The organism is Paenibacillus tundrae (assembly GCF_036884255.1).
Classification (GTDB): domain Bacteria; phylum Bacillota; class Bacilli; order Paenibacillales; family Paenibacillaceae; genus Paenibacillus.
Window position 1 is genome coordinate 6,057,615 of the sequence record NZ_CP145605.1, and the last position, 21,028, is coordinate 6,078,642.

At 46.2% G+C, this 21,028-nt stretch carries 18 protein-coding genes; 13 read left to right on the plus strand and 5 right to left on the minus strand.

All coding sequences use genetic code 11. From position 1 onward, the window contains the following. The first annotated feature begins 139 nt into the window (after positions 1–139). Entirely contained in the window at positions 140–1,264 is a 1,125-nt protein-coding gene (locus V6W81_RS27095) for a GGDEF domain-containing protein (RefSeq protein WP_145044530.1), read from the plus strand. 176 nt (positions 1,265–1,440) lie between these two features. Here V6W81_RS27095 and V6W81_RS27100 read toward each other — a convergent pair whose 3' ends face one another. Both V6W81_RS27100 and V6W81_RS27105 read right to left on the minus strand, forming a co-directional pair. Further along, positions 1,441–2,379, minus strand: coding sequence for an aldo/keto reductase family protein (locus tag V6W81_RS27100; RefSeq protein ID WP_338540934.1), 939 nt, complete (start codon positions 2,377–2,379; stop codon positions 1,441–1,443). Between the two features lie 154 nt (positions 2,380–2,533). Beyond that, positions 2,534–4,177 (minus strand): hybrid sensor histidine kinase/response regulator, encoded by a 1,644-nt coding sequence (locus V6W81_RS27105; RefSeq protein WP_338540935.1) that lies wholly within the window; start codon positions 4,175–4,177, stop codon positions 2,534–2,536. Positions 4,178–4,658: 481 nt separating this feature from the next. Here V6W81_RS27105 and V6W81_RS27110 point away from each other — a divergent pair, with 481 nt between their 5' ends. The 3 genes from V6W81_RS27110 to V6W81_RS27120 all read left to right on the plus strand — a co-directional run bounded on the left by V6W81_RS27110 (position 4,659) and on the right by V6W81_RS27120 (position 8,121). Then, the gene (locus V6W81_RS27110; protein WP_338540936.1) at positions 4,659–6,620 is read left to right on the plus strand and encodes an anaerobic ribonucleoside triphosphate reductase; all 1,962 of its coding nucleotides are present in this window, start codon (positions 4,659–4,661) and stop codon (positions 6,618–6,620) included. Next, positions 6,617–7,126 (plus strand): anaerobic ribonucleoside-triphosphate reductase activating protein, encoded by a 510-nt coding sequence (gene nrdG / locus V6W81_RS27115; protein WP_338540937.1) that lies wholly within the window; start codon positions 6,617–6,619, stop codon positions 7,124–7,126. Before V6W81_RS27110 ends, nrdG begins: the two co-directional genes overlap by 4 nt. A 155-nt stretch (positions 7,127–7,281) precedes the next feature. Continuing rightward, positions 7,282–8,121, plus strand: a complete 840-nt coding sequence (locus V6W81_RS27120) for a methyl-accepting chemotaxis protein (RefSeq protein ID WP_338540938.1) — start codon at positions 7,282–7,284, stop codon at positions 8,119–8,121. 164 nt (positions 8,122–8,285) lie between these two features. Here the strand turns inward: V6W81_RS27120 and V6W81_RS27125 are convergent, their stop codons facing one another. Continuing rightward, positions 8,286–11,105 (minus strand): glycoside hydrolase family 3 C-terminal domain-containing protein, encoded by a 2,820-nt coding sequence (locus tag V6W81_RS27125; protein WP_338540939.1) that lies wholly within the window; start codon positions 11,103–11,105, stop codon positions 8,286–8,288. 360 nt (positions 11,106–11,465) lie between these two features. On the opposite strand from V6W81_RS27125, the gene V6W81_RS27130 reads away from it, so the two are divergent. The 5 genes from V6W81_RS27130 (at position 11,466) to V6W81_RS27150 (ending at position 16,184) form a co-directional block, all read left to right on the plus strand. Further along, positions 11,466–13,010 (plus strand): FAD-dependent oxidoreductase, encoded by a 1,545-nt coding sequence (locus V6W81_RS27130; RefSeq protein ID WP_338540940.1) that lies wholly within the window; start codon positions 11,466–11,468, stop codon positions 13,008–13,010. A gap of 378 nt (positions 13,011–13,388) precedes the next feature. Beyond that, entirely contained in the window at positions 13,389–13,718 is a 330-nt protein-coding gene (locus V6W81_RS27135) for a PadR family transcriptional regulator (protein ID WP_338540941.1), read from the plus strand. Then, the gene (locus V6W81_RS27140) at positions 13,711–14,301 is read left to right on the plus strand and encodes an HAAS signaling domain-containing protein (RefSeq protein ID WP_186380808.1); all 591 of its coding nucleotides are present in this window, start codon (positions 13,711–13,713) and stop codon (positions 14,299–14,301) included. Before V6W81_RS27135 ends, V6W81_RS27140 begins: the two co-directional genes overlap by 8 nt. Beyond that, positions 14,298–15,197, plus strand: coding sequence for a DUF4097 family beta strand repeat-containing protein (locus V6W81_RS27145; RefSeq protein ID WP_338540942.1), 900 nt, complete (start codon positions 14,298–14,300; stop codon positions 15,195–15,197). The genes V6W81_RS27140 and V6W81_RS27145 overlap by 4 nt, the downstream gene beginning before the upstream one ends. Before the next feature lie 267 nt (positions 15,198–15,464). Beyond that, positions 15,465–16,184: a 3-ketoacyl-ACP reductase gene (locus V6W81_RS27150; protein ID WP_056701941.1), complete on the plus strand. Its 720-nt coding sequence runs from the start codon at positions 15,465–15,467 to the stop codon at positions 16,182–16,184. 142 nt (positions 16,185–16,326) lie between these two features. On the opposite strand, the gene V6W81_RS27155 is transcribed toward V6W81_RS27150, so the two are convergent. Next, on the minus strand, positions 16,327–16,875 hold the full coding sequence (locus V6W81_RS27155; protein WP_338540943.1) for a helix-turn-helix domain-containing protein: 549 nt from the start codon (positions 16,873–16,875) through the stop codon (positions 16,327–16,329). Positions 16,876–16,907: 32 nt separating this feature from the next. Further along, on the minus strand, positions 16,908–17,273 hold the full coding sequence (locus V6W81_RS27160) for a glyoxalase superfamily protein (RefSeq protein WP_338540944.1): 366 nt from the start codon (positions 17,271–17,273) through the stop codon (positions 16,908–16,910). 227 nt (positions 17,274–17,500) lie between these two features. Between V6W81_RS27160 and V6W81_RS27165 the strand changes: the two genes are divergently transcribed. The 4 genes from V6W81_RS27165 to V6W81_RS27180 all read left to right on the plus strand — a co-directional run bounded on the left by V6W81_RS27165 (position 17,501) and on the right by V6W81_RS27180 (position 20,993). After that, the gene (locus V6W81_RS27165; protein ID WP_338540945.1) at positions 17,501–18,175 is read left to right on the plus strand and encodes an alpha/beta hydrolase; all 675 of its coding nucleotides are present in this window, start codon (positions 17,501–17,503) and stop codon (positions 18,173–18,175) included. Then, on the plus strand, positions 18,175–18,945 hold the full coding sequence (locus V6W81_RS27170; RefSeq protein ID WP_338540946.1) for a DODA-type extradiol aromatic ring-opening family dioxygenase: 771 nt from the start codon (positions 18,175–18,177) through the stop codon (positions 18,943–18,945). The genes V6W81_RS27165 and V6W81_RS27170 overlap by 1 nt, the downstream gene beginning before the upstream one ends. 242 nt (positions 18,946–19,187) lie before the next feature. After that, a complete protein-coding gene (locus V6W81_RS27175; RefSeq protein ID WP_338540947.1) occupies positions 19,188–19,784 on the plus strand; it encodes an SMI1/KNR4 family protein in 597 nt (198 codons plus the stop codon). A gap of 234 nt (positions 19,785–20,018) precedes the next feature. Continuing rightward, positions 20,019–20,993, plus strand: a complete 975-nt coding sequence (locus V6W81_RS27180) for a cation diffusion facilitator family transporter (protein WP_430701397.1) — start codon at positions 20,019–20,021, stop codon at positions 20,991–20,993. The last annotated feature ends 35 nt before the right edge of the window (positions 20,994–21,028 follow it).

Here is a 21,028-nt window from a genome sequence, read left to right on the forward strand (position 1 = left end):
CAACATCAGTGGCTACTCTAGAATTCAACGAATTTTCTATAATTCCCAGTACTCACATCCACTATTTGGGATAAAATGGTTCGCTACTAGCTTCGTTTTCAGATAAAATATAACAATGTGTGTAAAGGGGGGATGCTCATTGTTCAGCACGTTCTTTGTTAATCTTTGTATCATGATCACATTTATGTACGTGTCCGGGATTATCGCTAAATTCTATAGCATCCGTGTTCCCTTTCCATCCATACGTGTGCAACTGATCGGGGGTATCCTGTTCGGTATATATGGTACAGTACTCATGAATTATTCCTTCAGCATCAATGAAAGTACGATTGTAGATCTAAGACATCTTGCGATCATAACAGCCGCCGTATATTTAGGTGGAATGGCCTCCTTCATCTCAGGACTCGTAATCTCCATCCTGCGTGTAGTGATCTTTGGTCTATCCTCCTCTGCTATAGATGCAGCATTTGTCATGGTCCTCATCGGTCTAGCTGGGGTATATTTCTCTTATGCTTCTTGGTCTAGATTAACTAAAATCTTGACGATGAACTTATTTTCTATGGCATTAATTTTTATTATTCTACTGATGAATACAACAAGCATTAATGAATTTATGAAAATATATCCCGTGCAATTAACCATCTCATTCATCGGCGGAATCTTTATTTACTTTATTGCCGAATTTATTAACAAATCGAATGAATTGTTATTTACGCTGGAACGAAGGGCTTCAACCGATCATCTGACGAGCTTGAATAACCGGCTTCAATTTGAGAAATCACTTAAATTCCAACTGGAATATGCTCGAGAACATCAGAAGAAATTGTCCTTACTGGTGATTGATATCGATCGCTTCAAAAGAGTAAATGACACGTTCGGCCATACCTCAGGTGATGCCGTTCTGAAGCAACTGGGGCGGCTTCTCATTGAACATGCACGCCCTGTGGACATTGTCTCCCGTAACGGGGGCGAGGAATTTGCCATTTTGCTGGTCGATTGCGATCAGCAACAAGCTCTGGCCGTTGCGGAACGGATACGGAAGGCTGTGGAGAGATATCTCTTTTCTCTTCCCGACGGAAATACAACACGTCTAACCGTTTCAATCGGTGTGGCCGTGTTTCCAGATAACTGCGACGACAAAGATGACGATGACTTCTTCGAACAGGCGGATCGTGGCTTGTACGAGGCCAAAAATACAGGACGGAATCGGGTATGTGTTATGAAGAAGCGCTCACTGCCACTTCCTGTGCAACATAGGTTATAGTGTCTCGTTATACAAATGAACTAAAGAATCTTACACTTACCACTCCGATGACAGAGTAACCTTCCGATCACGAATAAGATTAAAAGGGATGTCCTCTCGTCCGTCCATCTAGACGGCTTGAGAGTGCATCCCTTTCTTCATTTCATATCGTTCAGAAGCCGATAGGCCACTTCATATTAAGCCAAAATTTGCTCGATCTCTTCAATAATGGTTGCATCCAGCTTCACACCGGAAGCTACAACGTTCTCCTTCACTTGTTCTGGACGACTTGCGCCTACAAGTGCACTAGATACGTTTTGTTGACGCAAAATCCAAGCAAGTGCCAGTTGACCCACCTTCAGATCTAGCTTGTCTGCCACCTCGATTAGTTGGCGAACTTTACCGATTCGATCTGCATTAATCTTGCCTTCGTCCCAGCCGAGCTTGGCTGCACGGCTATTCTCAGGAATATCCGATATCGACGTGTATTTCCCGGTCAATAAGCCTTGAGCAAGCGGGGAGTAAACAACTTGTCCAATGCCTTTTTGTTCACCTAGTGGAATGATCTCCTTCTCGATGTATCGATCAAACATATTATATACCGGTTGGTTCACCACGATGTGATCCAATAATAAACGATCTGCTGTACCTAGCGCCGCCTCCATCTGAGCTGCCGTCCATTGGCTGACACCTACATACAGCACCTTACCTTGACGTACCAGATCATCTAGCGCGCGCAGTGTCTCTTCAATCGGTGTTTCTGTATGGTAGCGATGGCAATAGTAAATGTCCACATAATCGGCTCCAAGACGCTTCAAGCTCGCGTCACATTGCTCCATAATATGTTTGCGGGATAATCCCTGGTCATTAGGACCGTCGCCCATTTTGCCAAATACTTTTGTTGCCAGAACATAAGAATCACGAGAGTACGCTTTCAACGTCTGACCCAGTAGCTCCTCTGCTGCGCCACGCTCATACACGTTAGCTGTATCAAAAAAGTTAATACCTTCATCGAATGCGGTTTCAATCGATTTCACCGCATTTTCACGTTCCACATATCCTCCGTATGTCAGCCAGCTACCCAAGCTGATTTCGCTTACTTTCAGTCCGCTTCCACCTAATCTGCGATACTCCATTGATTGCACATCCTCCTTGTATAAATCTTTATGATGACGTTCCCTTTCTATTGTAACGCAACTATACACGTTAAACGAATCATTTTGACCAGACTCCAAAAAGAAATAAGCGCACCTGATGAACAGATGCGCTGTATATCTTATATATCGATCTCTAGTGCAAGATGACGCTTAATGCGTTCAATAGATCAGCCTGTCTCACGGGTTTCGTTAGAACGGCGTCAAATACTTCTGCCTCTTGGGGGTTAATATGCATACCATAGGGCACGAGTACGATAATCGGCAGTGCGTGAGCACGAGATTTCAGGTTATGCACGAAATCGACCGCACCACCTTCGACCAATCCCATATCAATTACCGCTACATCCGGACTGAAGCCTTCTTCCATCCAGCTATATGCCTCTGCTGAGCCTGAGGTCATATGCACATCCATCTTCCATCTTCGCATCAAGGAAGATACACCCTGCAAGATGTCCGGGTCTTTGGCAAGTAACACCTTCGTTCCCTTCAATCGCTGCTGGATGCTGGTAAGCTGAGGTAACTCCCAATGTCTAAGCAGTGGCAGCCTAATCTGGAATTCCGTCTCGTCTTCCCCTAAGCTGTTGATCTGAATACTGCCATTCATCAGAATCGCCAGATTCTGACTCACTGCTAACCCCAGATTCGTACCAACGATCCGCTGTGTGCTGATACTGCCGTCTGAAGTATGAAGCACCTGTCGCATCTTGTCCGCAGGCAGCATCTTGCCGCTATACTTCACATTCAACAGGAGTACAGCTTGGTTGTCCGAACCTGTACTCTCTTCATCCACAACGGCCGTGATTAGCACCGAACCAGTACGTGTATAGTCAATAGCGTATTGCAGCACATGTGCCAGCAATTGCCCAATCTTGATCTCATCCCCTACAAATACTTGGGATACATTCATCTCCAGGTTCAAACCAACCTCAATGCCCTTGCTGATTGCCTGTCCAACATGAAGATACACCGTATTCTCAATGGTAGACACCAGATCAAATGGATCATCGTGTACAACCGTTTTGCCAGTATCATTGATGTTGAAGTTCATCATGTTGTTCAGTAGGGATAATAATATATTGCCACTTGTCTCAATCATGTTCACATACTCCAGATGCTCTTCGGGCATATCTGGCGTCCGCATGAGATCCGTCAACCCCAGAATCCCGTTCAATGGATTGCGGATTTCGTGGCTCATTAACGCAAGCATCTGCGTTTTGGTCATGGCCTCGGACTCGGCTCGTTCCTTCTCTGCTTGCAACTGTGCCTTCAGTTGTTCCGTATCACTCAGCTTCTGCTCCTGCACCAACAGGCTATCTTCGAGATCAATGACGTATCCGAGAAAAACAGCCATTGCTTTTAGTGTTTTCATATCCGTTTCGTTTAGTTGGTAATCCGGGTTGTCCATTAGGCATATGGTGCCAAACGCATCACCCGATCGCCGCAAAATAGGGACTCCGATGAAGAATCGACTCCCCAAACCATCCGTCACATCCATAAAACGTGTTAATGGATGCTGCGCCGTATCTTTAATGGTTAGCTCACTGCTTTTATCTTGCAAAACCAAACTACAGTAGGATGTCTCAAATGGAAGCTCGCTACCTTTAGTGACCAACTGCTCATGGCGGTTAAATGCCTCAAGAATCACATTCGTCATGCCATCATTGCTGGCAACGAAGATGGTATTTACCTGCAGAATCCCACTTAATACGTCCACGATGTGGGTCGCAGCTTCCTGTATATTTTCATAAAAGCCCCTTGCAACACCTGTGGTTCCCATGACTCACCCCTCTTGTCTAAGCTGCGCTTCAAATTAGAATCAATCCATAAAGATATATGAGGGTAAAAAAAACTCCTGAACCAGTTGTCACAACCTGTACATATATGTTTTAACACCACGGACATTCAGAAGAATCACACAGGCGATTTCAGGATGGCTGCTCTTTCTGAGAAGCTCCTGTTTCGCTGGATCTCCACGCTAGGAATGGCCGATAATCATCTACCATTGCTCCTAGATTCTGTGTCCGTGAGCGAGATGTTTTGACGCGGTGTAGCATAAAAAGAAATTATACTCTTCGAATTCAACTTTGGAAACCTTTATCCACATTCTACAAGCACATCTTCTGTTCAGCCACGATTACGATGTGATCATTATCACACCCAAAAATCCATATATAGTTTATAACTGGATAATGAAAAACTACATGTAGTATTTAATCAGGCTTAGCCAATATATACTCTCATTATAGGAGGAACCTTAAATGAATATGCTTGAATGTGCCTCTCCACCAGCAAACGACCTACTTTCTGACCTTGGCAGACGAATAATTGGGGCTGAGGATGCGGATACGTTAAGGGAGAATGCCAACCTGAATGGAGATTCATTTAGTGGAAAAATGAGCCGGCTCGGTTCAGAGACAGCAAAGTGGCATGCTGTTCGCCATGTCCTGCCCGAAGGGCTCGCACAAGCTGTGGAGCATGGAGACCTCTATGTTCATGACCTTGATCAGTATGGACTTGGCACAACCAACTGTATCTTCATTCCATTTGACCGACTGCTCGCCTCTGGCTTCAATACGGGTAACGGTTCAGTCCGTACTCCCCAGACGATCATGTCAGCGATGGCATTGGTAGCTATTATTTTTCAGTCTCAACAAAATAGCCAATATGGCGGTGTATCTGCCAATAAAATAGATTGGGATCTTGCACCTTATGTGCGACGCTCCTTCCGGAAGCATTATCGTAAAGGGCAACGGCTCTTTGGAGAGCATGCTTACATTCCGGATGAGCAACTGTATCTGGATAGTGCCGAAGCACAGGAGCAATGCCCACGTGCCTATGATTTTGCCATGGATGAGACGATCCTAGAGACCGAACAAGCTGCTGAATCATTGATCCATAACCTTAATACTATGAGCAGCCGTGCTGGAGGACAAATTCCGTTCACATCACTTAATTACGGAATCTGCACATCGGCCGAAGGACGACTCGTATCTCGCTCGTTGCTAGAAGCGACCATCCGTGGTCTAGGAAACGGGGAGACACCTGTATTCCCGCAGCATATTTTCCAGTGCAAACAAGGGGTTAATCAGGCTCCTGGAGAGCCCAACTATGATCTATTCCAGCTTGCCGTCACCTGTTCTTCGCGCCGTATGTACCCTAACTTCGTTAATGTGGATGCTTCGTTCAATCTGCCGTTCTATCAGCCAGACGACCCGGACACCATTATCGCTACGATGGGCTGCCGTACACGTACGCTGGCAGATCGGTTCGGACGTAACCGTCAGAGTGGAAAAGGTAATCTGTCCTTCAATACGATCAACTTGGTTAAACTAGGTATTCGGTTCGGCATCTGTCAGGGAACACGCGCTGTAGCCGATCGGACAGGCTTCTATGCTGCACTTCAATCGGTTATGGAGCAAGCAGCTTCAGGTCTGCTTCATCGATATCTGATTCAGAAGGCGCAGCCAGCTAAAGCCTCGGACTTTATGATGCGTGAGGGTGTATGGGAAGGTGGTAAACAATTAGATCCCGATGAACCGGTGGCTGATCTCTTGAAACATGGTACATTATCGATTGGTTTCATCGGTCTTGCGGAGTGTATGACTGCCCTATATGGACGACACCATGGTCAAGATCCTCATATTCATCAAGAAGCAGTAAATGTCATTCGTACGATGCGTGAATTCTGCGACCGAATGAGTGAACTACATAACTTGAACATTACGCTTTTCGCTACACCTGCCGAGGGTTTATCCGGTAAATTCACAACGATTGATCGTAAGCGATTCGGTTCGATTGCAGGTGTTAATGACCGTGAGTATTACACGAATTCGTTCCATGTGCCTGTATATTACAATCTACCTGCCTACCGCAAGATTGAACTTGAGGCACCTTTCCATACACTATGTAACGCTGGAGCAATCTCCTATGTTGAGCTTGATGGGAATGTGCGAGCCAACACGAAGGCTTTCCAGCGAATTGTGCAATATGCATTGGCACAAGATATTGGCTACTTCTCCATCAATCATCCCATTGATCGCTGCCCATCTTGCGGCTATGAAGGTGTCATTGGAGAGAGCTGCCCAAACTGTGGCATTCACGAGAACAACATGCATTTCCAACGTCTACGCCGGGTTACCGGTTATCTCACCGGGGATTACAAAGTGCGATTCAATGGTGCCAAACAAGCTGAAGTTCGAGATCGGGTGAAGCATAAGTGAACCTGCACGGTTACATCCCTGAATCCGTCAATGAAGGCCCCGGCTTACGTGCAGTGTTGTTCATCAGTGGTTGTCGCCATGCTTGTTCAGGCTGTTTCAGCCCAGACTCATGGAGCTTTCGCTCAGGTGAGCCGTTTACGGAGGAGAAGCAGCAGGAAATCATGCATGAGGTTACAACCCACCCTCTGCTGGATGGCGTAACCTTATGTGGTGGCGACCCTTTTTTCTCGGCAGCCGATCTGATCCCTTGGGTTCAACAATTTCGAGCACGACGCCCCGACCTGTCTGTCTGGGCATACACCGGATTTACGTATGAAGAACTGGTGCTGGAGCCGTCTCGGGCAGCACTAGCCGAATTATGTGACGTCATTATCGATGGGCGTTATGTCGCCGCCGAACGAGATGTTTCTTTAGTTTATCGCGGTAGCCGTAACCAACGAATTATTGATGTGAGAGCAACACAAATGAACGAGAAGATCGTTACCTTGCAGATGGATGCATCGTAACGGTCTTTTTTTCTTATATAGGTATACCTCATAAGTTTTACGCAATATCTGTTCTGACCTACTATTCACTCTCTTAAGTGACGATATATAATATAAACATGTACTAAAACTATTGCTGGTATTTCATTTGAAGTCATTTAGGAGGATCATTACATATGGATATTGTTCAAGCACTAATTGCAGTTATGCCTTATTTTCGAGTGGCCATGCGTCAAGATGTAACCCTTTCCATTATCGATCATGAGAAATTTTTGTATTTTTCTGCGGGAGAATCACTGAAGCAACTGAATTACCAAGCTGGAGACCCTCTGCTGGAATCCAATACGAATTTTCAAGATCTGAAAGGCGGTACAGAGAAACGATGGGATCACTATCCTAAAGAGTTATTCGGAATCCCTTTTGATGTTGCTTTTATTCCCATCAAAGATACTCAAGGGAACATCCTGGCTCTGTTAAACATCCTGTATAGCATGGATGACCAAGATCAGCTTCAACAACTTATGGATGCAGCTGACAACCTTACTAGCCAACTCATGGACAGCGTACAGCATGTCGCTGCACACTCGGAAGAACTTAGTGCCACGACGGAGGAGATTTTGAACAATTCCAAAGAAGCGGTGCAGAAATCGAGTAACGTCAATCAGGTTGCCAGCTTTATTCGCGAAATATCCGAGCAGACGAACCTGCTTGGCTTAAATGCGGCCATTGAAGCTGCTCGTGTAGGCGAGGCAGGTGCAGGATTTGGAGTCGTTGCTAAGGAGATTCGCAAGCTGTCTGTAGATACCAAGGATGCAACCACTCGCATTGAAGAATCTCTTCTAGCTGTTCGGCAATCGATACAGGGAATGGAAAATGAGATTGGTGAGATTAGTGCCAGTTCGCAAGAACAGGCAGAACTCGTTAACAATTTTATGACGACGATCGATGAATTAAATGCAACCAATCAACAGCTCAAACAATTTATTGATAAAATTATTAAAACGGAAGCACAATAGCAAATTGATTTGATGATTAAAGCAGCCTTGCCTATAAGGCACATTTTAGAATGATCCAACTACAATTCTCATGTGTTATATAAGCCATACAAAAAGAACCTTCGAGCCCACCATACACGTGGTTTCGAAGGTTCTTTGCATTAGATTAATAGGATTCAGCGCAATTATCGAATCTGAAATTGGCTGAGACGCACTCCGGCTGATAACAGGATATATACATCCTGTACGCCTGTTGCACCCTTAAGCTCAGCTTTCACCGAAGACCATTGTTGGGCTCCGCCTTGTGCCAGCTCAGTACGCCCTGCCAATGTACCGTCAGGGGCACCCAATCGAACTTCCACTACAGCACCTTCCTGTTCGGAGGATACGCGCGCTTCCAGTTCAGTCGTTTCACTGCCGAGATCTGCATCCTTATACAGAACCCATCCCTGTTTTCCAAGCGCGCGGATAGCTGTTCCGCCTTCTTTGCTCTCATCCAGATCTACACTGAGGTACGCATCATAGTTCTCAGCTCGTGTGGAGACACTCAAGTTTCGGGCTGGAATTGTCTCTCCCTCAACCGTCAGATCGGCAACAAGCTGAATATCCGAAGAGGATTTTCCCACCATAATTGCATAGGTTCCAGACTCCACCACATAGCGATCCTGAGTCACGTCCCAGAAGGCCAATTCTTGAACCGGAAGCTTGAAGCTCACGTTAACGGTTGCTCCGGCTTCAATATGAAGGCGACGGAATCCTTTTAACGTTTTGAGCGGACGTTTCACACGAGATTTGCCTGCACGTACATACAATTGTACAACCTCATCGCTCGCGATTGTGCCCGTGTTCGTGACATCCACTGTTACCGTGATATCATCTTCTGTTCCTGCCTGTGCAGGTGTCAGCTCTAGATTGCTGTATTTGAATGCTGCATACGTCAATCCATGTCCGAACGGATACAATACATTTCCTTCAAAATATTGATACGTACGGCCTGATTGAATAATATCGTAGTCTTTAATATCTGTAAGTTGATCTGCGGACTGTACCCATGTCATGTTCAGACGACCTGCTGGAGCGTAATCGGCATACAGTACATCGGCAAGTGCATTTCCTAGCTCCTGTCCTGCATGAGACGTATACAATACGGCTGGAATGTTCTCTTGCACCCAATTGGAAGTGAACGGATAGCTGCCTACAATGACAACAATCGTATTCGGATTAGCAGCATACACGGCTTCCACTAAGCGTTGCTGGGATTCGGCCAGATCCAGACTTGGACGGTCGATCTCTTCTTTGCCGTTCACCAGCGGGTTATTACCTACAAATACAATAGCCGTTTCCGCTTCCTTCGCTGCTGCAACCGCTTCTTCCACACCATTCACAACGACGTCCTTCTGGAATGTCTCCGCTCTGCCAAAGGACTTCAGCTCTTCCGAAACGGCGAATGCATCGTTCCCATCGTTCGGTGCAGTTACCGTCTTGCCATTCCATGTCGTTAAGCCTACGCTACCGTCAGGCTGTGGCAACAGATGGAATACTTCCTTCACGAACCAGCCGTATACTTCGTTCGCAGATGCCGTTACCTTTTCTTCATCCGTGGTCACATATTTACCATTGCGTTCCGATTGCAGCGTGTAGCTGCCAAATCCCCAGTCCGTAAGCGTAAAAGTATCTGCTTCTCCGGAAGCAATTAGTGGTGAATTCTCCTCTTCAGCCAGACCAACTGCCTTGCCGTTCGCTACGGAAGTCAGCGTAATTCGATCATTTCCATCCTGGAAGAGCACGTTGTCGCTGCCCACTTTGCTCTGAATCGCCTCTAGTGGTGAGACACTATATGGCATGGTGCCTGCATACCAATCTCGATATACGGTGCCGCCCAGTGTACCAATGACCGCCACTTTGCCCGCTTTGGTTTTGTCCAATGGCAACGTGCCATTCTCGTTTTTGAGCAATACAACCTGCTCTCTTGCTGCTCTCAGTGACAACGCTTTGGCTTTGTCCGTCATCATCGCTTCTTCTCCAATGGATGCATACGGGTTGCCTTCCTCTGGATCGAACTCACCTAGACGGAAGCGAACACGGAAGGTGTTGAATAGCGCGTGGTCGATATCCTCCCATGCAAGTATGCCCTGCTCCAACCCTTCGCGAAGAGCTTGCTTGGACAGATCAGCATCATCGGTAATGCTGTCGATCCCTGCTTTGACCGACTCTACGGTACCTGGTGTATGCGAATCATAGTACTTATGATCATTCTTAATTCCCATCACATCGCCTGCATCGCTGACAACAAAACCATCCATTCCCCATTCACCCTTAACAATCTCATTCACATAAGGATGTAATAGAGCCGGCGTACCGTTGATGGAGTTATATGCCGTCATCATGGACTGCGCGCCACCTTCTTTGAATGGCTTCTCAAACGCTTTCAGGTAATATTCACGCATATTACGCGGATCAATGCTGGACGAGCCACTGCCACGATCTACTTCATTATTGTTCGCAAGGAAGTGCTTCAGCGTTGCAACTGCCTTGTAATACTTCGGATGGTCACCTTGAATCCCTTTAACAAGTGCTGTAGACAGCTCTCCTGTAAGTTCAGGGTCTTCGCCATATGCTTCCTCATTCCGTCCCCAACGTGGATCACGCTCCATATCAACCGTCGGCGCCCAGAGCGTAAGACCGTTCACTGCTGGATTGCGTTTATAAAATACACGTGCCTCGTCCCCGATAACGGAGCCGATCTCTTTCATCAGATCGGTGTCCCATGTACATGCCAGCCCTACCGGTTGTGGGAACGATGTTGCTTCCCCCAGCCATGCCAAACCATGAGCAGCTTCAGTACCATGTTTATATGCAGCAACACCGAGTCGTTCTACCGCTGGCTGATACTGTAACATGGATTCAATTTTCTCATCTTCGGTTAGACGGGATACAAGGTCTTTCACGCGGGAGTCTAGTTCTAATGACGTATCTTGAAAAGGATATTTTGTTTGGTTGGTCATCGTATGGAATCTCCTTTGAGTTCAAAATGATAGCGAATACATAATAAGTGAAAGCATATCTACTCAATTGTACCTAATGGATAGGTATATGAACAATGAAGTCCTTATACACCCTATGTTTTGTTACCCTTTTTCCACTATAAAATAAATTACCTAAAACGATTTCGATAATACTCTTATCATATAGTATGTTCATCAAAAAAAATAGAGGTTACCACAGGAAAATATGAATATTCCTCGGAAAGTCCGTCATGTATTGTTTTTTTCTCGCTTAGTGTGGCAATCATGGTAGAAGGTTGATTTACTGCGCCTTTACATCTAGAACCCATGGATTTAAGAGAAGATACAGGAGGAATAGATATGAGTGATCAGCAACAACCCCCGGTGGGACTGCCTCCCATCCCGGAATCCCTATGGAGAGCTACGCACGCCTTCGATTCATATCCCAAACTGGAAGAAGATACAACAGCGGATGTAGCCATTATCGGTGCAGGGATTGCAGGTATCACAACAGCATATTTGCTATCCCAAAAAGGGCTGCGTGTTGTGGTTCTGGAAGCAGGTAAGGTGCTGGATGGAACAACTGGACACACCACGGCGAAGGTATCTGCACAGCATGGCGTCATATTCAACGAGTTAATGCAGCACTTCGGACACGAACAGGCACGTATGTACTATGAAGGTAATGCGAAGGCTGCAAGCTGGATGCGTGAGCTGGTGAAGTCACACAAGATTGATTGTCAGTGGGCCGACGAGGATGCTTACGTGTATATCCAATCCGAAGAAAACTTGAAGAAGCTTGAGATTGAGCTGACAGCCTATGGGAAGCTCGATATCCCTGGTCAATGGGTGGATCCACTCCCTATTGATGTTCCATCAAGAGCAGGCATCAAGATGCCAGGACAAGCTCGCTTTGATCCACTAGCTTACCTGCATTTTCTACTGGACTCCGCTGTGAAAAATGGAGTTCGCATCTTCGAGCATACAACGGTAACGGATGTGGAAGAAGACGCTGCTCTGCATGTTAGAACCTATGGGAATGGCCCTTCGGTTACAGCGGAGCATGTGGTTGTTGCCTCCCATTTTCCGGTGTATGATCCTGGTTTTTATTTTACGAGACTTCATGCCGAGCGATCTTATGCTCTAGCCGTCGAGCCGTTAAAATCCTTTGCTGGCGGTATGTACATCTCTGATGATGAACCATCCCGTTCATTGCGTGCTGTCCTGCATGAAGGAAAAGAATTGATTCTCTTTGGCGGAGAGAACCATAAAACCGGTCAAGGCATCTGTACATTTGGTCATTACGAGCGGTTAGAACGCTACGCCGCAGATACTTATGGCATTCGCAACATCCCGTTCCGCTGGTCTGCACAGGATCTCATCTCACTCGATAAGGTTCCTTACATCGGTCCAATCACCGGAAGACATGAGCGTGTCTACGTAGCTACCGGTTTTGCCAAATGGGGTATGACCACAGGTACGATGGCCGGGCGTCTGCTTGCCGATCGAATTACGGGTGTAGAGAATCCACATGCTGAGATATTCCATCCAGCAAGATTCAAGAGTGATCCAGGTATCAAGAATTTTATTGTGGAAAATGTTAATGTTGCCAAAGAATTAATCTCTGGCAAAGTAGGCATCGTGCACAAACATGTGAATGAGCTCGGCAATGATGAAGGCTCAGTTGTCCGTCATGATGGCAAACGTGCCGGAGCATATAAAGATGCTTCCGGAAAGCTCTTCCTGGTTGATACCACCTGCACCCACCTTGGGTGTGAAGTGGAATGGAATGAAGGCGAACGCTCATGGGATTGCCCATGCCATGGTTCACGATTTAATTATGCAGGGGAAGTCATCGAGGGGCCTGCAGTCAAGGATCTCAAAGTGCTCGAAGCAACGGAATAAAGCTGTGTTAGGACGTGTCTCAAAACTCGCTGAAATACATCTGTTACGGCCTTTTCACACCCTGCTGCGTCACTTTCCCTTGATGCGCTAGCAAAAATCAGTATGCAGACCTGGATAGAGTTCCGTCTTCAGACGGAGGCATCTTATCCGGGTTTTGCGTATACTGAGGTAATAGATCATACATACATAAATTTACATTTAGTATAATAGATTGGATTAGAATCTATCATTAGCACGAGAACGTACAGCATAAAGCTGTGTTCCAGAACTATTTTAAAATCACTACCTTGCATTATACAGTACTGAGTGCTATTCTATATCCACAGCTACTGAACAATACACACTAGTGATTGAATACGGAATGAAGGAGGAACCTGTGTGAATGTAAATATCCAGTTCAAAAAAGGAGTATTGGAGCTATGCGTCCTGGTGCTAATCAACCGTCAGGATCGTTATGGCTACGAACTGGCTCAGGCGGTCTCCAAACATATTGAAGTGGCCGAAGGTGCACTATACCCGCTTCTACGCAGGCTTGTGAATGATGGCTACTGTACGACCTATTTGCAGGAATCAACGGAGGGGCCTCCACGCAAGTACTATAAGTTGTCTGATGAAGGTCGTGTTTACATGGATACCCTCACCAATGAATGGAATGAATTTGTGCGTAATGTCGCACATCTTATTGAGGATGGTAACTCGAATGAATAAACAACAATTTATGCAACTTATGGAGCTGCAGCTTAGCGCTATGGACCCGCAAGAACGAGCAGAGTTACTTGCTGACTACGAACAGCATTTTGAGCTTGGGCTTGTGGATGGACGCACGGAGGAAGACATTGCCCGCGAGCTTGGGCAACCAGAGGAAATCGCACGTGAGGCACTTGGTGACCGGTATGTCATGGATACGATGTTTACGGACCATGCCTATAGTGTTATGCCAACGAACGCCCCTCCACCACAGAGCAGTACAACGGCACGTAATGTGTTCACTGGGATCGGACTCTTTTTCCTAAATCTCATGTTAGGTCTCCCGCTTGGACTACTCTTGTGGTCCGTCTGGCTCACGGTTGCTGGCTTCTCTCTTCTCGCCTTAACGCCTATAGCTGCTGTGATTGATGTCTTATTCTTTGGAGAATATGTGCCCTCGAAGCTGTTCTTCTCGGTTGCAGCCTGTGGTATAGGCATTCTGTTTGCTATGTTGGCCAAATACCTTTTCAAAGCCTTCAGCTCCGTGACACTTCAATACGTAAGATGGAACAAAAAAACGATACAAGGGGAGTATAATGGATGACTACAAAAAAATGGTTCGTCACAGCCTTGTTATGTATTCTGATTGGTCTGGTTGGCGTATCGGTATACGGTGTTGAATTCGGGAATCAACGTGAAGACTATTCCAAACGATGGGACTTTAAGAATGATGAATTGCAGCGGCTGCTGATTGATGCCAATCTCAATGCCAACATTCAATTCATTGTGAGTCCTGAATCTGAGGGCTATATTGAAGCAGAGGGCAAATGGGATAAGGAAAGCATTGAAAGTCTGGAGAATGCTACATTATCCGGTGGTACGTTCAATCTCGTCAAACCCGATCGTGTCCGCATTGAATTTTTCAATTTCAATTGGAGCAACTCGAAGCCAACCTTAACCGTTGCCATTCCTGAAGGGCATACGCTAGATGAAGTGAAGCTCACTTCTTCCTCCACGGACTACAACCTAGCAGGACTGCATGCCAACACACTGGATATCACGAATACATCTGGCGAACTTCGATTGAAGGACATTACCGTCCCCCGCATTGAACTTAGTCTTACCTCTGGAGATATCTCTGGCTCAGGGATCGAAGGCGATATGAATGTGAAAATGACCTCAGGCAGCTTCAAGATGGACGCTGTTACTGGAAATGTCACCAGTGATCTGACATCCGGCGATTTTCAGATTAAAGAACTCGCAGGTGCAGCTAATGTAACGTTTACCTCAGGAACGGTAAGAATTGAGCAGACGACTGTAGCCCCGATTGATGTGTCAGGGCAATCTGGCGATATTACCATCAAAGCCGCACCTGAATTTGCAGGTTTCTATGATGTTAAGGTTACTTCGGGAGATATTAACATTCCGGAATCCCCGATGACCAGCACAGATGTAATCAAGGCAAGAGCAACTTCAGGCAGCATTAAGATCACACAATAATGATGAAGGAAATATCCGAACCGTGGGTAATATAGTATAATCAAATGCTATACAAATTGAACTATACATTTACACGGGAACGGAGAGGGCAGAAATAACCTGAAGAAGCGTAGCGTTCGCCTTTATCCCCGGATTTCTCCTTTAAGGAAAAATTCAAAAAAATCTGGGGATAACAGCGATCGGAAGGTTGTTCTGTCATCGGAGTGGCAAGTGTAAATATTCTTTAGTTTAATTTTTATAGATCATCTCGAAGGAGGAATTACCCACATGGAACTTAAGAATAGAACAGCGATCATCACTGGTGCAGGTAAAGGGATTGGTCGTGCCATCGCAGAGGCACTTGCCAAAGAAGGTGTGCATCTTGGACTGATCGCCCGCACAGCTTCGGATTTGCAAGCACTCCAACAATCGCTTAGTCAAGAGCATGGTGTCAAAGTAACCAGCGCTATTGCTGATATCTCAGATCGTACACAGGCTGAGGCAGCTGTTGCTGCCATCGAGATGGAGCTTGGTGCCATCGATATTCTCATCAATAACGCAGGTATTGCTACCTTCGGCACGCTATTAGATATGGACCCAGAGGAATGGGAGCGCATCTTGCATGTCAACGTCATGGGTACATATTATGTAACACGTGCTGTACTGCCAAGCATGATTAAAGAGAGCAGCGGAAGCATTATCAATATCGCGTCTACGGCAGGTGAGCGCGGATTCGCTACAGGTTCAGCGTACTGTGCATCCAAGTTCGCCCTGCTCGGTATGACCGAGTCCCTCATGCAGGAAGTACGCAAATCCAATATCCGCGTAACAGCTCTAACGCCAAGTACGGTAAATACAGAGCTTGCTACGAATGCAGGCCTGAAAGTCGGCGACGAAGATCGCATGATGCAAGCGGAAGATGTAGCTGAACTTGCTTTGGCAACGCTGAAGCTTTCGGATCGTGTATTTGTCAAAGCTGCGGGCATCTGGACAACGAATCCACAATAAAACAACTACATAAGGTACATCGCCTTATGCAAATGAGGCCGTCAGAGCTATTCTGGCGGCCTTTTTGTCTTGCTCTCATTTAGTATTCCTTGCTCTCTCTGTCATCGTTCTACACTATATCGGGCTACACAGGGCACAGGGGCTAGGCATTCCACAATTGATCCAAATCCAGCTCCTTCGATACGGCGATTAACACAATGGCCGGTTCATCTCCGATGTTGGCGACCTCATGCGGCACGATGGCATTCCAAGTGAAGGAATCACCTTCTTCAAGCAGCTCAACGTCCTCGCCCTGCTCTGCGCGAATTTTGCCCTGTAAAATAAGATGGCTCTCTTCTCCCACATGTTTGCTAATACCTGTCGACGCTCCCGGCGGAAGTTCCACGATGGACATGCGCATGGCACCCTTGGCGGTGAGATGCTGTACCTTGATCTGCCCACTACCCGCAGTGGTCTCCTGGCGTTCATGCTTGCGTACCACGTTCATCCGTTGTTCTGGTGTCAGCAACAGATAAGGAAGTGGCACGTTAAGATAATCGGCTATACTTTCGAGCGTAGCGATTGATGGTGATGTTTTATTATTTTCCACATTGCTAATAAATCCTTTGGACAAGCCTGTACCTTCACACATTTGCATAATGGTAATCTGTTTCTGTTTGCGGATCGTACGAATGGCTGAGCCAATATCCATATCGCTCCCCCTTCCTTCCCTGTATAAACGATCTACTCCGTCATGGTCTGAGCAAAAATAATTCGGTTACCAAACGGATCAGTTACAGTCATCTCCCTTGAATGCCAAGGCGTGTCCTCAACACCAGGTCGGGCATATTTGTAGTTGGAGAGTTGAAGTTGCTGATGCAACGCTTGCACATCGTCTGTCTCTACTCGTAGCGCCGCTCCGGGCGTACAATCCCCATGATGCTCCGATAGATGGATGATAATTGTATCACGCGAAATCTGCATATATAAGGGCATATCCGGCTCAAATCGATGCTCCCAATCCAATTGAAAACCGAGGTAGTTCAGGTAGAATTCTTTTGCCTTGTTCTCATCAAACATCCTCAGAATAGGGACAATACCTTTTAACATGCTTATCACGTCCTTGATCATAAGTTGTAAACCCATTGAAATGACCCAAACCTATCTCCACCAATATTCCCTATACACAACATAGTTCTATAATACAAAAAAGGTATTGACCTCACAATGGATGCATGATAAATTTTGTTCATAAATAAGAATAATTATTTCATATTGGTGAACTTTCAGTTTTGAAAATAGAATCTACTCATTTCTTACCAAGGTGGTGTTTTTCAATGCAATCAACGTATATTCATGAAGTCCGTCTTCCTGCTCATTACAATGCAGATCAACAATATCCCGTCATCTTCGCTCTGCACGGCATGGGGTCAGATGAACAAGATATGCTCCGTTTGATGGAGCCCTTGCAGTCTGATTTTATTATCGTGGCGGTGCGTGGGCCGATCGTTCAAGGTGGCGGTTATGCATTTTTTCAGATCAAGAGCATTGGCAATCCAATCCGTGAATTATATGATGCGTCCGTTGAAGGACTACAGCAATTAATAGTTGAACTGTCCTCCAAGTATGCTATTGACCCTTCGAGACGTTATATTGCCGGGTTCAGCCAAGGCGCTATTATGGCGATGACTCTTGCCCTCGTGATGGGAGATGCCATCAAAGGCATTGTCGCGATGAGTGGTTATCTACCGCAATTTGTGAAAAGCGAATACACGCTTCAACCGAATCCAGCATTATCTGCGTTTATCTCCCATGGTGATCAGGATCATCTATTCCCACTGCAGTTGGGTGAAGATAATGCGAATTTCTTCCGTCAATATACCGATCACGTCACCTACGTACCTTATCACGGCGGTCATCATGTGACTCCCGAGCTATACCAACAATTCCAACACTTCCTTCGGACAGATGCGATCCTGCTAACCGAAGAACCGAAAGGACTGAATTCATAATGATGCCATCTCTATTTATTGCACACGGTGCCCCGTCCCTTGCATTGGAGGAAAATGCATACACTGAATTTTTGCAGGAACTCGGACAAACGCTACCTAAACCTAAAGCGATCGTTTTGTTCTCCGCTCACTGGGAAGCAACGACGCAACAAGTCTCTTCTGTCGCGGAGTATGAGACAATTTATGATTTTGGCGGATTCCAGCCTGAATTGTATCAGATCAAATATCCTGCTCAGGGACATGCTGAGACCACCGCTGAGGTTGAACGTCTATTCACGGAAGCCGGAATACCGGTGCAGACAGATGATGTACGCGGATTGGATCACGGGGCATGGGTTGTGCTTCGTCTGCTCTACCCCGAAGCCGACATTCCTGTTGTCACTTTATCTGTAAACCGATATCTGACAGGACAACAACAGTATCAGGTAGGACAAGCACTCGGTTCCTTGCGCGAGCAAGATGTTCTTGTTATTGGCAGCGGCGGAACTGTGCATAATCTCCGTCGTCTAAACTGGGGCAGCAACGAAATAGACCCTTGGGCGCTGGAGTTCGACAATTGGTTACAGGACAAATTGGAGAACTGGGATACCGAGTCTCTGTTTGCCTACGATACACTTGCTCCTTCTGCGCAAGCAGCCGTGCCTACACCAGAACACTTCGTACCTTTGCTACTTGCAATGGGTGCTGGGGATCGCAACAAGCAGGCGACCTTGATGTTCAAAGCCTATCAGCTGGGCAATCTAAGTCTGTCCTGTTGGAAGTTTGATTAAATCATTGGATCGAAAAGGATATGAATAAAATAAAGCGTGAGCACAGGTATCTTCCCTGTCGCTCACGCTTTTTTGGGTTGTTACGGGTGCTAAAACCTGAGACCAATGTAGCATATAGACAAGGACTCGCGATTCTTGTGAGACGTTCCGGATTATACCTATAATCTGAGGTGAAATCAGACGAGGCTTATTTTGTACATCATTCACTGCTTGGTTCTCAATAGTTCACTGGAGGGATTGGCATGTCGGAACAACGAATATATGCATTGATGGACGAGCTTGATGCTATGTTGGATGAGAAAGTACAGGATGAGGAAAATGAAGAGCTACTTGCCGCCTATCGTGAGCTAGACGGTGTCACAGACGAACAGTTGGATGCATTCGAGCAGGAATATGGTGTGCGTTTGCCCGCGGATTTTCGTGCATTTTACAAACGCAAAAATGGGAGTGGTTATGGCTTTCATATCCTATATCCTACCGATGCTGAAGGCAGCCAAGACACCGCATTTTATCTATTATCGCTAGAGAAGATTCACAGAGAGCAAGCCACGGTTGTAGAGAATAAGCTGGAAGACTTCTACACTGCTGAGGAGATGAGCACACTGGATGCCCGAATCAAGCCTTATCTGTTTCAAAAGAAATGGGTTACCTTCGGGATGTTGGGAGGCGGTTCATTATATCTAATGTTCGATTTCGATCCAACCACAGAAGGGACATATGGACAGATCATTATGTACAAGCATGACCCCGACTTTATCTATTATGTGGCTGGCACATTTACAGAGCTTTTGGAGCAATCCAACAAGAATTTACGCGCCTTGGACGCGATTGAATACTGAAGGAATACTAAAGTTATACACTATTTCAAAACACACCCTCCTGTCTTCGAATGCTGAGGCTACCCCGTTGATGATATGACCTTTTTTGCATAATGCTGGGATATGTAAAGACGGTTATAATAACATTTAGTGGGAATGCACATGCTATCCAGATCGGGACTGTCTTTCTACACCTATCACATATTTCTGGGAGGAACTTTCGAAGTGGCTGAACAACCGAAGTCTGAGAGCTTCATGTCTCTCGTCAAAAAAGGAAACACATCCTCTGCCGTAGCCATGGCGGGTAATGCAGTACTTGCTCTGTGCAAAGGAGGAGCCTTCCTATTCAGTGGTAGTGGTGCCATGTTCGCCTCGGCGATGCACTCTTTGGCTGACGCGATTAACCAGGGGTTTGTATTTGTCGGAAGTGTATTGTCTGAGAAAAAACCAACTCCACGATTCCCTACAGGATTCGGGCGTGTCATTAACATTTTCTGCATGATCGCCGTTATCGTGGTCACCATCATGGCCTATGAAACAATTCACGAGGGTATTCATTTGTTGCAGCATCCGGTTGGTCATACCGGTGGCTTATGGATTAACATCGGTGTACTCGTATTAAACATCTTGATTGACGGAGCCATTCTGATCAAAGCGATGAAGGAAATCCTGAAAGAAGCGCGTGCACCCAAAGCATCAGGATTCGGACTGGTACCTGCCGCCATCAAAAACGTAGGTCGCGCTGCACCACCAACACGTCTCGTATTCTACGAAGATGTGGTGGCAGTACTTGGGGCAACGCTTGCCCTGATCTCAGTTGTGGTCATTGCGCTGACCAACTTCGCGCTGCTCGACGGCATCGTAACTACGCTCATTGGTTGTCTCATGATCGCAGTAGCCTTCCGAGTCGGTTATGACAATATGATCGGACTCATCGGTGTAGCTGCTCCGCAGGATATTGAGGATAAAGTATCCCAGACCATTCTCGCAGATACCCATGTGGCTGATATCCAAATGATGCGCATCATTCAGGAAGGTCGCTATTATCATGTAGAAGGTCTGATTGAGTTAACTAAAGGGCTATCCCTCGCAGATGCGGATGATATCAAATTCCGTATTCAGGAGAAACTGATGACCAACCCGGACATTGCCGATGCAGCGATCTCCATTATTGAGGATGACGGCGTAAATAGCTGGGGCAAGAAACATGCTGACATATCACAAAAATAGACTCGACCTACCTGTAGAACCTACTGGTAAATCAT

Coding starts and splice junctions, on each gene's coding strand:
- V6W81_RS27145 (WP_338540942.1), top strand. CDS start 14,298: ATGACTACAAAAAAATGGTTCGTCACAGCCTTGTTATGTATTCTGATT.
- V6W81_RS27110 (WP_338540936.1), top strand. CDS start 4,659: ATGAATATGCTTGAATGTGCCTCTCCACCAGCAAACGACCTACTTTCT.
- V6W81_RS27140 (WP_186380808.1), top strand. CDS start 13,711: ATGAATAAACAACAATTTATGCAACTTATGGAGCTGCAGCTTAGCGCT.
- V6W81_RS27105 (WP_338540935.1), bottom strand. CDS start 4,177: ATGGGAACCACAGGTGTTGCAAGGGGCTTTTATGAAAATATACAGGAA.
- V6W81_RS27125 (WP_338540939.1), bottom strand. CDS start 11,105: ATGACCAACCAAACAAAATATCCTTTTCAAGATACGTCATTAGAACTA.
- V6W81_RS27165 (WP_338540945.1), top strand. CDS start 17,501: ATGCAATCAACGTATATTCATGAAGTCCGTCTTCCTGCTCATTACAAT.
- V6W81_RS27155 (WP_338540943.1), bottom strand. CDS start 16,875: ATGGATATTGGCTCAGCCATTCGTACGATCCGCAAACAGAAACAGATT.
- V6W81_RS27175 (WP_338540947.1), top strand. CDS start 19,188: ATGTCGGAACAACGAATATATGCATTGATGGACGAGCTTGATGCTATG.
- V6W81_RS27170 (WP_338540946.1), top strand. CDS start 18,175: ATGATGCCATCTCTATTTATTGCACACGGTGCCCCGTCCCTTGCATTG.
- V6W81_RS27180 (WP_430701397.1), top strand. CDS start 20,019: ATGTCTCTCGTCAAAAAAGGAAACACATCCTCTGCCGTAGCCATGGCG.
- V6W81_RS27100 (WP_338540934.1), bottom strand. CDS start 2,379: ATGGAGTATCGCAGATTAGGTGGAAGCGGACTGAAAGTAAGCGAAATC.
- V6W81_RS27130 (WP_338540940.1), top strand. CDS start 11,466: ATGAGTGATCAGCAACAACCCCCGGTGGGACTGCCTCCCATCCCGGAA.
- V6W81_RS27120 (WP_338540938.1), top strand. CDS start 7,282: ATGGATATTGTTCAAGCACTAATTGCAGTTATGCCTTATTTTCGAGTG.
- V6W81_RS27160 (WP_338540944.1), bottom strand. CDS start 17,273: ATGTTAAAAGGTATTGTCCCTATTCTGAGGATGTTTGATGAGAACAAG.
- V6W81_RS27150 (WP_056701941.1), top strand. CDS start 15,465: ATGGAACTTAAGAATAGAACAGCGATCATCACTGGTGCAGGTAAAGGG.